This is a genomic window from Mycobacterium sp. DL440 (assembly GCF_011745145.1).
In the GTDB taxonomy this organism is placed as follows: domain Bacteria; phylum Actinomycetota; class Actinomycetes; order Mycobacteriales; family Mycobacteriaceae; genus Mycobacterium.
Window position 1 is genome coordinate 3,118,053 of sequence record NZ_CP050191.1, and the last position, 12,365, is coordinate 3,130,417.

13 protein-coding genes and 2 tRNA genes are annotated in these 12,365 nt (G+C 65.5%); 5 read left to right on the forward strand and 10 right to left on the reverse strand.

The window, feature by feature from the left end; translation table 11 throughout:
* Window positions 1-62: 62 nt before the first annotated feature.
* The 5 genes from clpX to HBE63_RS15060 all read right to left on the reverse strand — a co-directional run bounded on the left by clpX (window position 63) and on the right by HBE63_RS15060 (window position 4,582).
* Window positions 63-1,343 (reverse strand): ATP-dependent Clp protease ATP-binding subunit ClpX, encoded by a 1,281-nt coding sequence (gene clpX / locus HBE63_RS15040; protein ID WP_166905454.1) that lies wholly within the window; start codon window positions 1,341-1,343, stop codon window positions 63-65.
* Window positions 1,344-1,707: 364 nt separating this feature from the next.
* Window positions 1,708-2,352: an ATP-dependent CLP protease proteolytic subunit ClpP2 gene (clpP2, locus tag HBE63_RS15045; RefSeq protein WP_166905455.1), complete on the reverse strand. Its 645-nt coding sequence runs from the start codon at window positions 2,350-2,352 to the stop codon at window positions 1,708-1,710.
* A complete protein-coding gene (locus tag HBE63_RS15050; RefSeq protein WP_018599225.1) occupies window positions 2,349-2,951 on the reverse strand; it encodes an ATP-dependent Clp protease proteolytic subunit in 603 nt (200 codons plus the stop codon). Before HBE63_RS15050 ends, clpP2 begins: the two co-directional genes overlap by 4 nt.
* A 106-nt stretch (window positions 2,952-3,057) precedes the next feature.
* Complete coding sequence (gene tig / locus HBE63_RS15055) at window positions 3,058-4,467, reverse strand: trigger factor (RefSeq protein ID WP_166905456.1); 1,410 nt, start codon at window positions 4,465-4,467, stop codon at window positions 3,058-3,060.
* Window positions 4,468-4,508: 41 nt separating this feature from the next.
* A tRNA-Pro gene (locus HBE63_RS15060) sits at window positions 4,509-4,582 on the reverse strand.
* Window positions 4,583-4,708: 126 nt separating this feature from the next.
* Here HBE63_RS15060 and HBE63_RS15065 point away from each other — a divergent pair.
* A tRNA-Gly gene (locus tag HBE63_RS15065) sits at window positions 4,709-4,782 on the forward strand.
* Window positions 4,783-4,888: 106 nt separating this feature from the next.
* Here HBE63_RS15065 and HBE63_RS15070 read toward each other — a convergent pair.
* A complete protein-coding gene (locus HBE63_RS15070; RefSeq protein WP_166905457.1) occupies window positions 4,889-5,413 on the reverse strand; it encodes a hypothetical protein in 525 nt (174 codons plus the stop codon).
* 4 nt (window positions 5,414-5,417) lie between these two features.
* Window positions 5,418-5,564, reverse strand: a complete 147-nt coding sequence (locus tag HBE63_RS15075) for a hypothetical protein (RefSeq protein WP_166905458.1) — start codon at window positions 5,562-5,564, stop codon at window positions 5,418-5,420.
* 233 nt (window positions 5,565-5,797) lie between these two features.
* Between HBE63_RS15075 and HBE63_RS15080 the strand changes: the two genes are divergently transcribed.
* The 4 genes from HBE63_RS15080 to HBE63_RS15095 all read left to right on the forward strand — a co-directional run bounded on the left by HBE63_RS15080 (window position 5,798) and on the right by HBE63_RS15095 (window position 9,294).
* On the forward strand, window positions 5,798-6,079 hold the full coding sequence (locus tag HBE63_RS15080; protein ID WP_166905459.1) for a GlsB/YeaQ/YmgE family stress response membrane protein: 282 nt from the start codon (window positions 5,798-5,800) through the stop codon (window positions 6,077-6,079).
* A 263-nt stretch (window positions 6,080-6,342) separates the two neighbouring features.
* Entirely contained in the window at window positions 6,343-6,849 is a 507-nt protein-coding gene (locus HBE63_RS15085; RefSeq protein ID WP_166905460.1) for an MmpS family transport accessory protein, read from the forward strand.
* Between the two features lie 381 nt (window positions 6,850-7,230).
* Window positions 7,231-8,418: a serine hydrolase domain-containing protein gene (locus HBE63_RS15090; protein ID WP_166905461.1), complete on the forward strand. Its 1,188-nt coding sequence runs from the start codon at window positions 7,231-7,233 to the stop codon at window positions 8,416-8,418.
* Between the two features lie 51 nt (window positions 8,419-8,469).
* Window positions 8,470-9,294 carry a DUF1542 domain-containing protein gene (locus HBE63_RS15095; protein ID WP_166905462.1) on the forward strand — a complete coding sequence of 275 codons (825 nt, stop codon included), beginning with the start codon at window positions 8,470-8,472 and terminating at the stop codon, window positions 9,292-9,294.
* 74 nt (window positions 9,295-9,368) lie between these two features.
* Here HBE63_RS15095 and HBE63_RS15100 read toward each other — a convergent pair whose 3' ends face one another.
* Genes HBE63_RS15100 through HBE63_RS15110 form a run of 3 tightly spaced genes read right to left on the reverse strand, consistent with a single transcriptional unit; the run spans window position 9,369 to window position 12,362 of the window.
* Window positions 9,369-11,054: a sodium:proton antiporter gene (locus HBE63_RS15100; RefSeq protein WP_166905463.1), complete on the reverse strand. Its 1,686-nt coding sequence runs from the start codon at window positions 11,052-11,054 to the stop codon at window positions 9,369-9,371.
* Between the two features lie 37 nt (window positions 11,055-11,091).
* Window positions 11,092-11,886 (reverse strand): Fpg/Nei family DNA glycosylase, encoded by a 795-nt coding sequence (locus HBE63_RS15105; protein ID WP_166905464.1) that lies wholly within the window; start codon window positions 11,884-11,886, stop codon window positions 11,092-11,094.
* Window positions 11,887-11,888: 2 nt separating this feature from the next.
* On the reverse strand, window positions 11,889-12,362 hold the full coding sequence (locus HBE63_RS15110; RefSeq protein WP_208301456.1) for a ribose-5-phosphate isomerase: 474 nt from the start codon (window positions 12,360-12,362) through the stop codon (window positions 11,889-11,891).
* Window positions 12,363-12,365 lie beyond the last annotated feature (3 nt).

Below are 12,365 nucleotides of genomic sequence, written 5' to 3' on the forward strand. Positions count from 1 at the left end.
GAATGCACTCAGGGCCGTGATCCGGCTGGGATCACGGCCCTGAGTGCACTATCTGCGTGGACCTAAGCGGTCTTTTCGCGGCGCTCCGAACGCGACGGCTTGCGCGGCACGATGGTCGGCAGCACGTTGTCCTCGACGGTCTCCTTGGTGACAACCACCTTGGCGACGTCGTCGCGGCTGGGGATGTCGTACATCACCGGCAGCAGGACTTCCTCCATGATGGCGCGCAGCCCGCGGGCTCCGGTGCCACGGTGGATGGCCTGATCGGCGATGGAGTCGAGCGCGTCCTCGGTGAATTCCAGCTCCACACCGTCCATCTCGAACAACCGGACGTACTGCTTCACCAGAGCATTCTTGGGCTCGGAGAGGATCTTGACCAAGGACTCCTTGTCCAGGTTGGTCACCGAGGCCACGACCGGTAGACGACCGATGAACTCCGGGATCAGACCGAACTTGATCAGATCCTCGGGCATCACCTCGGCGAAGTGGTCCTGAGTGTCGATCTCGGCCTTGGACCGCACCTCGGCGCCGAAGCCCAGTCCGCGCTTGCCGACGCGGTCGGAGACGATCCTCTCCAGGCCCGCGAATGCGCCCGCCACGATGAACAGCACGTTCGTGGTGTCGATCTGGATGAATTCCTGGTGCGGGTGCTTGCGGCCTCCCTGCGGCGGGACCGACGCCTGGGTGCCTTCCAGGATCTTCAGCAGCGCCTGCTGCACGCCTTCGCCGGAGACATCACGGGTGATCGACGGGTTCTCGCTCTTGCGGGCGATCTTGTCGACCTCGTCGATGTAGATGATGCCGGTCTCGGCGCGCTTGACGTCGTAGTCGGCGGCCTGAATCAGCTTGAGCAGAATGTTCTCGACATCCTCGCCCACATAGCCGGCCTCGGTCAGCGCGGTGGCGTCGGCGATGGCGAACGGGACGTTGAGCATCTTGGCCAGGGTTTGGGCGAGGTAGGTCTTGCCGCAGCCGGTGGGGCCCAGCATCAGGATGTTGGACTTGGTCAGCTCGACCGGCTCGGACCGGGAATCGCGGGCCTTCTCCTGCGCCTGGATGCGCTTGTAATGGTTGTAGACCGCCACGGCCAGCGTCCGCTTCGCGGTGTCCTGTCCGATGACGTAACCCTCGAGGAAGTCCCGGATCTCCGCGGGTTTGGGCAGCTCGTCGAGCTTGACGTCGTCAGCGTCGGCGAGTTCCTCCTCGATGATCTCGTTGCACAGATCGATGCACTCGTCGCAGATGTACACGCCCGGGCCGGCAATGAGCTTTTTGACCTGCTTCTGGCTCTTGCCGCAGAACGAGCACTTCAGCAGGTCACCGCCATCTCCAATGCGCGCCATGTGGGGGGGTCCTACTTCCTTTTGCAGTCGGTCGTTACGCCACTTGCTGGATCACCTCGGGCGTAAACCCGACGCTACCCGTTCGTTCCGTTGCGGTGCGACCGATAAGGCCGAATCGCCCCGGTGGTATTTGTTTGTGTGCAGGAGAACATATCTCTCCTGGCGGCTCGTCACCCGTCGGCGCGCTGACCGTGTCCCTGGCGTGTCGTTGGGTAACGCGGACGGGCGTCACTCGGACGCCGAGGCAAACGCAGGTCAGCGGGATTTCCAGGTCGCCCCTCGACGACGCACGCCCCGCACCGGAGGTGACCGGGCAGGGCGTGTGTCGTCGAGGCGGAAGTCGCCACTGGTAGCACCGGAGGCGCTAGGCCTGGGCGGACAGCTTGCGGTACTCGAGGACCGTGTCGATGATCCCGTATTCCTTGGCCTGCTCGGCGGTGAGGATCTTGTCCCGGTCGGTGTCCTTGCGGACCTGCTCGGGATCCTTTCCGGTGTGGCGGGCCAGGGTGGTCTCCATCAGGGTGCGCATCCGCTCGATCTCGGCGGCCTGGATCTCCAGATCAGAGAACTGGCCCTGGATCACGCCGCCCAGCGACGGCTGGTGGATCAACACCCGGGCGTTGGGCAGGGCCAGACGCTTACCGGGCGTGCCGGCCGCCAGGAGCACCGCGGCGGCCGAGGCGGCCTGCCCGAGGCACACCGTCTGGATATCGGCGCGCACGTACTGCATGGTGTCGTAGATCGCCATCAACGAGGTGAACGAGCCACCGGGCGAGTTGATGTACATGGTGATGTCGCGGTCGGGATCCAGCGACTCCAGCACGAGCAGCTGGGCCATGATGTCGTTGGCCGACGCATCGTCCACCTGCACACCGAGGAAGATGATGCGTTCCTCGAATAGCTTGTTGTACGGGTTGGACTCCTTGACGCCGAAGCTCGAGTGCTCGATGAACGACGGCAGGATGTAGCGCGCCTGCGGCTGGAGCCGGGGATCAGTGTGATCGGTCATTTGTCTAGTCCTGCTCCCGGTCCGGTGCCGTTGACGTTGGCGCTGGTGATGATGTGGTCGACGAACCCATACTCCAGGGCTTCGGGCGCAGTGAACCAGCGGTCGCGGTCGGAGTCCGCCTCGATGCGCTCGATCGTCTGCCCGGTGAACTCAGCGTTGAGCCGGAACATTTCCTTCTTGATGACCGCAAACTGCTCGGCCTGGATGGCGATGTCCGCGGCACTACCGGTGACGCCACCCAACGGCTGGTGCATCAGGATCCGGGCGTGCGGCAGGGCGTAACGCTTGCCCTTGGTGCCCGCCGCCAGCAGGAACTCACCCATCGAAGCCGCCATGCCCATCGCGTAGGTGGCGATGTCGCACGGCGCCAGGACCATCGTGTCGTAGATGGCCATGCCGGCGCTGATCGAGCCGCCGGGCGAGTTGATGTAGAGGTGGATGTCTTTGGTCGGATCCTCCGCCGACAGCAACAGGATCTGCGCGCACAGCTTGTTGGCGATGTCGTCATCCACTTGGGAGCCCAGGAAGATGATCCGCTCGGCAAGCAAGCGCTCATAGACGGAGTCGACGAGGCTGAACCCGCTCCCGTTCGAACGCATGTCAGTCACGACTGGATACCTGCTTTCTCTTACGCATTGGTACTGACGACACTAACGAAACTGCGGCGCCACGCACTCCCGTACGGGGCCGCGTTCGCTCACAGCGTCACTCGGCGGTGTCTGCATCCTTTTCGGCGGACTCTTCGACCGACTCGTCAGCAGACGCGTCGTCGGCACCCTCAACCTGCGCAGCCTCGGGCGGACCGAAGAACTCAGTGGTGTCGATCACGGTGCCGTCCGTGTCGGTCACGGTGGCGGCGTGCACGACAGCGGCGATGGTCAGCCCGCGACGCACGTCGGCGAACATGGCCGGCAGCTGGTTGTTCTGCTGCAGGATCTGGATCAGCTGCTGGGGCTCGATGCCGTACTGACGCGACATCAGCACCAGCCGCTCGGTGAGATCGTTCTGGCCGACCTGGATGTCGAGCTTGTCGGCCACGGCGTCCATCAACAGCTGCGTCTTGACGGCCTTTTCGGCATTCGACTTGTTGTCGGCGTCGAATTCCTCACGGCTGCTGCCCTGTTCGGTCAGCTGCTCGGCGAACTTGTCCTCGTCATGCTCGAGGCCGTGGATCGCGTTGTGCAGGGCGTCGTCGATCTGAGCCTGAACGATCTTCTCCGGCAACGGAACCTCGGTCTGCTCCAGCAGCGCCTCGATGGCCTTGTCGCGGATCTGCTCGGCCTGCTGCACGCTCTTGGCCTTCTTGACCTGGTCGGTGAGGCTCTCCTTGAGCTCGCCGATGGTGTCGAATTCGCTTGCCAGCTGGGCGAAGTCGTCGTCAGCCTCGGGCAGCTCGCGCTCCTTGACCGACTTCACGGTCACCGTCACGTCAGCGTCCTGGCCGGCGTACTCACCGGCGGCCAGCTTGGTGGTGAAGACCTTCGACTCGCCGACCTTCAGACCGGTGATCGCGTCGTCGAGGCCCTCGATCAGCTGACCGGAACCGACCTCGTGGGACAGGCCTTCGGTGGCAGCCTCGGGCACCTCGGTGCCGTCGACGGTGGCCGACAGGTCGATCGAGACGAAGTCACCTTCCTGGGCACCACGCTCGACGCCGGTCAGGGTGCCGAAGCGGGCCCGCAGCGACTGCAGCTCCGCGTCGACCTCGTCATCGTCCACCTGGATCGGGTCAACGGTGATCTTGAGCGCGTCGAACTCGGGCAGGGTGATCTCGGGACGCACGTCGACCTCGGCGGTGAACGCCAGCTCCTGGCCGTCCTCCAGCTTGGTCACCTCGATTTCGGGCTGACCCAGCGGCTTGACGTCAGAGGCCGTGACGGCCTCGCTGTAGCGGCTCGGCAGCGCGTCGTTGACGACCTGCTCCAGCACCGCGCCACGGCCGACACGGGCCTCCAGCAACTTGCGCGGGGCCTTGCCCGGACGGAAGCCGGGCAGGCGGACCTGCTGGGCCAGCGCCTTGAAAGCGCGATCGAAATCTGGCTCAAGCTCGGTGAAGGGCACCTCCACATTGATGCGCACCCGGGTGGGGCTCAACTGCTCGACTGTGCTCTTCACTCTTCCTGCTCCTAGATAGTTCTTTCGCACTGGCGGGTGAGTCGGGGTGACAGGATTTGAACCTGCGGCCTTCCGCTCCCAAAGCGGATGCGCTACCAAGCTGCGCTACACCCCGTGGTGGTCGTCGATCCGCTGCGGCAAAACCCACGAACGGACCACGCGAGATACTACGTGCTCACGGCACGGAGGATTCAATTGGCTTTGGTCGGGGGCGCACCGGTACAGTGCTGATGCTGCACATGCGGGCGTAGCTCAATGGTAGAGCCCTAGTCTTCCAAACTAGCTACGCGGGTTCGATTCCCGTCGCCCGCTCCACAAGGACCGCCCTGCTGGGGCGGTTTTTTGTTTGTTCGGCCCGTCGCTTTCCACCTGAGGCTCGCTCCCCGACGAGTTCCACGACCCAGGAGTGGAAAAGCGACGCCTACCCGGCTGCGGAGCCCTGTGGCGGATCGATGGGTGTGAGCGATATCGGCAGCCAGTGGGTGCCTGGTCCCTCACCTGGGCATCCAACCCCTTCGGTGATGAGCGTGCGTTCTCCGAAGAAGCTGCCGTCAGGGTTCGGGATCCAGTAATCCGAGCGCTGGGCCTGCACGGCGCTAGTCGGGTCGCTGCGATCGCAGAAGTAGGGATACTCGCCGCTCGTCTCCCAACGATCGCCGTTCCAGCTGTACTCATAGGCCACGGGGGCGCCTGGGTTGCGGCCGTGATCGTCCGTGTTGTCCATGCGCGCAACGCATCCGTTCGCGTCACAGTTGGTGGTGAATTCGACGGGCACCGTAATCGGATTCATCGCTGTCGACATTCCGTTGAATGTCTGCTTCGAGAAGTCGATGAGCAGGTTGTAGTGCCCGTACAGCGGCGGTGGTTCGACTCGATCCGCATGAGCGGCCGGAGACACGATCGATACGGCGCCCGCAGCCAGCGCTCCGACGATCATCGTTTTCATGGCGCTAGTCGTCCTTGTCGTCATCACGGTGCGCAGCCTCGATCACTTCGGGTGGCACCGGCTTGCCGAGCCAGGCGCGAATCCGCAACAACCCACCGGCGACGGCACCGATGGCGAATACCGCGGCAAACACCCAGAGCACAACGGACACGAGGCCGATTATCGCGCGGTCACAGCGATCTACGTGCTGTTTCGAACCCGACAAATGGCCATCGGTGAACATGACGACGCGCTCGCTCTGCGGCGACTGGCGAGCGGGTTTACCCACGAGTAGGTCGCTGCTGAGTATCAGCTACATCTCGGCGCGAGCCGACAGCCGAACATCGGAGGAGAGTGGGTTACATCACACCGACAAAGAAGTCGGCTTGAACGAAAGGCAGCGAAATGATCGGTGCAATTATCAGCGCAATCGTCGTCGGCGCGATTATCGGCGTTCTTGCGCGACTCGTCATGCCCGGCAGGCAGAACTTGAGCACAGTCATGACCGTTGTGCTCGGGATCGCCGGAGCTCTGCTCGGCTCCTGGCTCACTTCCGCCTTCGGATACAGCAACGCGAACGGCGGGTTCCAGATCATCCCGTTTGTCGTAGGAGTCGTCGTGGCGATCGTGTTGATCGCCGTCTACACCGGCCTCACGGGTCGACGCGGCACCCCCGTCGGTCACTGAGCAGCGAACCTGGGCTCCGCCGATCGTTTCCCTCGGTCGGCGGAGTCGCTCGCGGGTATGCCGTGACCGAGGAAATGCATATTCCCCCGGGAGACATATGGCCAATAATCGCCGAGCCGAAATCCGCACCGCTGCCCGTCAATACAAATATGGGGTTCTCGGCCGCGCATCCGGCCGAATGTCCGGCGCCTGGAACTCGTCTGCGACCGCGACCTGATTAGATCTCGTTGACTGAGTCAGGTTTTCGAGCGACGGGGGCGCCGATGAACTATCCGCAAGGCGGCAACGCCTGGCAGCAGATGCCGCCACCGAACATGCCGCCAGTGCCCTACCCCGGCCCACCCTTCGCGCCCGGCTACTACGCGCCGCCGCCCAAGAAGAAAAAGACCTGGCTGTGGATCCTGCTCGCGCTCGTGACGGTCATCGTGGTGGCCGTCGGCGGCGGCATCGCGTTCGTCGTGCTCACAGCGAACCACCCTGCGACGGTGACCTACCACGTCACCGGGACGGGCAAGTCCGCAGAGGTCCGGTACACGGTGCCCGGCGACAACACCGCGCGGGAGGACGTCCGGCTGCCCTGGACCAAGGAACTCACGTTCACTGGTGCCACCGCTACAGCACTCATCTTGGATGCATTCCCCGCTACCGGCGGTGACACCGTTACGTGCGAAACCAGCGTCAACGGAAAAGTGGTCACGAGCAACACCGCTTCAGACGGCTCGCAGGCGGTCTGTTTCGGGTTCACCCCCGAAGCCAGCCGGTTTCGGTAACGGAATGATCAGCGTCCGTTGCCGCGCACCATTGCGCCAGACGCCCTGTTGGCCTCCCTGACTTTCGCGCGCATCAGCCCGGTGATCGGAGGAGCTCGACGCTCCCGCGATCCATGGATCAGGCGAGGCGCTGTTGCTGGCGATGACGGGACGCGTCGGCGCGGTCACCGCCGAGCTGCAGGGTCCGGGCCTGGCGCACCTGTGTAGACGATGAAACATCCGGTCTCGATCCGGCGTCGAATCGGCGCTGACCCGACGCCAACCTCGTAACGATCCGACCGCGACCATCGATTCAGTCAACGGGCCGCCCATACCATCGGGGCAGTGGCGTGTATCGGCACTCAGTCGCCGTCGTCACCCGTTGCCATCGCTGGAGGACCGTTGAGAAGTCAGCCGATCGATACGATCGACGGCTTCTGCACGTCCGAATTCACCCGGGTGCGCGACGCCTTCGCGGACAACTTCGCCCACCACAATGAGGTCGGCGCCGCTGTCGCGGTCTGGGTCGAGGGCGATCTGGTGGTCAACCTGTGGGGCGGATCGGCCGACGCGGCAGGCACCCAGCCGTGGCAGCAGGACACCCTGGCCAGCGTCTATTCCGGCTCCAAGGGTCTGGCCAGCACGTGCATCCATCTGTTGGCCGATCGCGGTGAGATCGACCTGGATGCGCCGGTGGCCCGCTATTGGCCCGAGTTCGGCCAGGCCGGAAAGCAGAACATCACCATCGCAATGGTGCTCGGTCACCGCTCGGGCGTGATCGGCCCGCGCGAACCGATGGGCTGGCAGCAGGTGACCGACTGGGACGCGGTGTGCGCCCGGATCGCCGCCGCGACACCGTGGTGGCCGCCCGGCAGCGCGCAGGGCTACCAGGTGGTGACGTTCGGCTTCATCCTCGGCGAGGTGGTGCGCCGTGTCACCGGTCGCACCATCGGTCAGTATCTGCGCACCGAGATCGCCGAACCGCTGGGCGCCGACATCCACATCGGGTTGCCCACCTGGCACCATCACCGGTGCGCGGAGATGGTGAACAAGCCATCGGTACGCAGCCTGTTGGCCGACAACCACGTCGACCGACCACCGGCCTCCCTCGACGACCATCCGATGGCCGGCTGGGCGGTGTCGATGGATTTCGTGCCCGATGACGAGTTGGGCGTGCAGGCCCTGGACGCCTGGCGCGCGGCGGAGTTCCCGAGCACCAACGCGCACGTCTCCGCACTCGGCATGGCGACCTTCTACAACGCACTGGCCCAGGAGAAGCTGCTGACCCGCGAGCACATGGAACGCTGCCGGATCTCCCAGGGCGGTTTCGACGCCGACGTAGTGCTGGGTCCGCGGGTCGCCGATCACGGCTGGGGCCTGGGCTACATGCTCAACCAGCGCGGCGTCGCCGGGCCGAACACCCGAATTTTCGGGCACGGCGGATCGGGCGGCTCGTTCGCCTTCGTGGATCTCGAGCACCGGATCGGCTACGCGTACGTGATGAACTATTTCGACGCCACCAAGTGCAACGCCGATCCGCGCACCGTCGCGCTGTCCAGCGAGGTGTACTCCGCGCTCGGCGTAATTTGAGTTCCCTTCGAGAACCCGGAAGCACCGTTTCCCGTCGGTACGCTGGACGCCATGAACAGCGTTCTGCTGGTACTCATCGTCCTGGTCATCGCCGCGATCGCGTTCGCCGTGTACAGCTCGTCGCAGGCGAACGGCCGGCGCTCCGCGGAGTCCCTGGCCGACGCCAAGGCTGACGCCCGCCGGCTGATCGAGCGTCTCGGCGGGCAGGTGCTCAACCTCACCGGCTCCGACGATGCGTCCAAACAGGCGCTGGCCGACGCCTCCGAGCGTTACACCGCGGCGTCCTCACAGATCGATCAGGCCACCACCGCCAAGCAGGCCGCGCTGGCCAAGGAGAGTGCCATCGAAGGGCTCTACTACGTGCGCGCGGCCCGCACCGCGATGGGCATCGATCCGGGTCCCGAGTTGGAGTCGTTGACCGGGCAGCGCGCGGCCGGCGAGGTCACCGAGGATCGTCGGATCAACTTCGAGGGCCGCGAGATCGAGGCCTCCCCGGCGCCGTCGCAGCGCACACCGAACTACTACCCCGGCGGCCGGGTGGCCGGGCGCCCGGTGCCGGCCGGGTGGTACTCCGAACCGTGGTGGAAGCCGGCCCTGGTGGCCGGCGCCTGGGGCCTTGGCTCGGTGCTGCTTTTCGACGCGATGTTCTCGGGTATGCACGGAGTCGGCTACGGCGCACAGGGTTTCGAAAACGGTTACGGTGACGGCTATTCCGACGGGCTCGCAGCGGGCCAGGACGCCGGTGGTTTCGACGGCGGTGACACCGGCGGCGACGGCGGCGGCGACTGGGGTGGCACGGACGCCGGCGGCTGGGACAGCGGCGGCTTCGACGGAGGCGGTTTCGGCGACTTCGGCGGTGATTTCGGGGGCTTCTGACTCCCCCACGAGCAGACACAAATGTCCCGCATTCCGCGGTGTGTCGGGAACATTCGCGTCTGCTCGCGCAGGGGTCAGAGGCGGCTCTCCAGACGTGACGACACACCGGCCTCCTGTAGGTCGAGGCGCTCCAGCATGGCCCGCACCGCCTCGTCTTCGATCCGGCCCTCGTCGCGCTCGGCGATGAGTGCGCCGCGTTGCGCCGCCAGCACATCGCGGTAGAGACCGGAGAACACCGCGGCCCGCTTGGTCAGCGCCTCGGGATCGGGCATCTCGTCGGCGTCCTGCGAATGCCGGGCGATCACCGCACGAATCTCGGTCGCCACGCGAGGATCCAATCCTTCAGGCGGATCCGCCTCGAACGCATCGAGCACCTCGTCGGCCGCGTCGTGCACCACCCGCTCGGCCTTGAGTTCTTCTTCCCGGTCCGCAGCATGGTCGTCACAGAACCGGGACAGGTTCAGCCGCCGGATCAGCAGCGGTAACGTCCAGCCCTGGATCAGCAGAGTGCCGACGCTCACCACGAACGCGATGGCCTGGATGGTGGCGCGTTCCGGGAACGGTTCGCCCGAGGCGGTGGTGACCGGAATGGCGGCGGCCGCGGCCAACGTCACCACCCCGCGCATCCCAGTCCAGGACACGACGATGTTCTCCCGCCAACTCAGGGACCGTCGGTCGATCAGGGTGCGCCAGTGCGCCTTGGGCTTTCGTCGGCGTCTTCCGAACGCGCCGGGGCCGCCAACGCCGGCCGGCACGCTGAATTTGCTCTCCACGTGCCGGGACAGCTTGTTGCGCCCGAACATCAGGAACACCGACAGCGGACGGATGAACAGCACGATCACCAGCACGATCGCCGAGGCGATGGCGACCTCGGCCAGAGACTCGTGGGCTTCGTTGAGGTGCTCCAGGACGAAACGCAGATGCAGGCCGATGTAGGCGAAGACGAAGGCCTCGAGCAGCACGTCCAACGAGTTCCAGACATACCGTTCCTGCAGCCGCGTCTGGTATCCCGCGCCCATCGCGCCGTTGCCGACCACGAAACCGGCGACCACCACTGCCAACACGCCAGAGGCGTGCAACTCCTCGGCGGTGATGAACGCCGCGAACGGCACCAGCAGGCCCTGCACGGTCTCCAGGCCCGGGTTGTCCAGGTGCTTGCGAATCCACAACGTGACATAACCGAGCAGCGCCCCGACCAGCGGGCCGATGGTCGCGCTGTAGCCGAACAGCAGGAACGGGTTCTCGATGAAGGTGTGGCTGCCGGCCACCTGTGCCACCGCGATGGAGAACAGCGTGAGGGCGGCCGCATCGTTGATCAGGCTCTCGCCGGTGAGGATCGCCATCACCCGTTTGGGCAGACCAAGCTTGCGGCCCACCGCGACGGCGGTGACGGCGTCGGGCGGTGCGACGATCGCGCCCAGCACGAGAGCCAGCCCGAAGGTCAACGGCACCAGCACCAGCCACGACGACACCGCTGCCACGGCGAAGGCCGTCACCACGACCAGCCCTACGCCAAGACCCAGGATCGGACGGATGTTGCGGAAGAAGGTCGGGAAGGAGAAGTTCAGCGCCGCCGAGTACAGCAGCGGCGGCAGCACCACCGTCAGCAGAATGTGCGAATCGAGTTCAGGGGGTTCGAACCCCGGAAGGAATGAGACCGCGCTACCGATCACCACGATGATCAGTGCGGGTTCCATCCCGCGCCGATGTGCGATTGCTGTGACAAGGATGGCTCCGACAACGACGAGGATCAATTCCACCGCAACATTGTCCCGTGCCGTGCTCGCGGGCGCGCAGTCACACCTGACAGGCCGGGCACCAGAAGAGAATGCGGGCGTCCAATTCGGCGGTGCGCACAGTGGTTCCGCATACCCGGCAGGCCTCCCCCGCCCGACGGTAGACGTAGGTGCGCGGGCGGCCGGGGCCGTAGGAGGGAGCGCCATGGTCGTGCTCGGGGCGGACGACGACGATCTTGCCCCGACGTACGCCGACCTTCATCAGCTCGACGAGATCGGCCCACATGTCGCTGAACTCGGCCTGCTCCAGGTGGGTGCCGGACCGGTACGGATCGATGTGGTGACGGAACAGCAGCTCGCTGCGGTACACGTTGCCGACCCCGGCGATCACTGACTGGTCCATCAGCAGCGCACCGACTGATCTGCGCGACTTGCTGATTCGCGTCCAGGCCAGTGCGGGATCAGCATCCTTGCGCAATGGGTCGGGACCGAGACGGGCCACCAGGTCGGCGATCTCGGGCTCGGCGATCACCTCACATACGGTCGGCCCGCGCAGATCGGTGCCGTACTCGGTACCCACGATCCGCATCCGCACCTGGCCGACCGGCAATCCCAGCGGGACGGGAGCTTCGGTGAATGTTCCGTAGAGGCCGAGGTGGATGTGTACGACGTGTCCACCGGCGTAGTGGTGGAACAGGTGCTTGCCCCAGGCATCGGCCTGTTTGAACATCTGGCCGTTGACCGCGGCCGCACCGTCAGCGAAGCGACCTTGCGGGCTGGACACCGTTACTGGTGCCCGGCCGAACCGCTTCTGGTGCAGCCGGGCCAGCCGGTGCAGGGTGTGCCCTTCGGGCACGGTCAGGCGCCGGGAACCGGCGGGGCCACATGGTCCTTCTCGTAGGCGGCGAGGATATCGATGCGGCGCTGGTGGCGCTCGGCCTCCGACCACGGGGTGGCCAGGAACGCGTCGACGATGGCCAACGCCTCCTCCTCGGTGTGCATGCGTCCGCCCAGACCCATCAGCTGCGCGTTGTTGTGCTCGCGGGCCAGCTTGGCGGTCTCGACGCTCCAGGCCAGGGCACATCGGGCGCCGGGCACCTTGTTCGCGGCGATCTGCTCACCGTTGCCCGAGCCGCCGAGCACGATGCCCAGGCTGCCCGGATCGGCGACTGTCCTGACCGCCGCGTCGATGCAGAACGCCGGGTAGTCATCATCGGCGTCATAGGTGTAGGCACCGCAGTCGATCGGCTCGTGGCCGGTCTTCTTGAGGTGCTCGATGATGGTCTGCTTGAACTCAAATCCGGCGTGGTCGGCACCGATGTAGACGCGCATGCC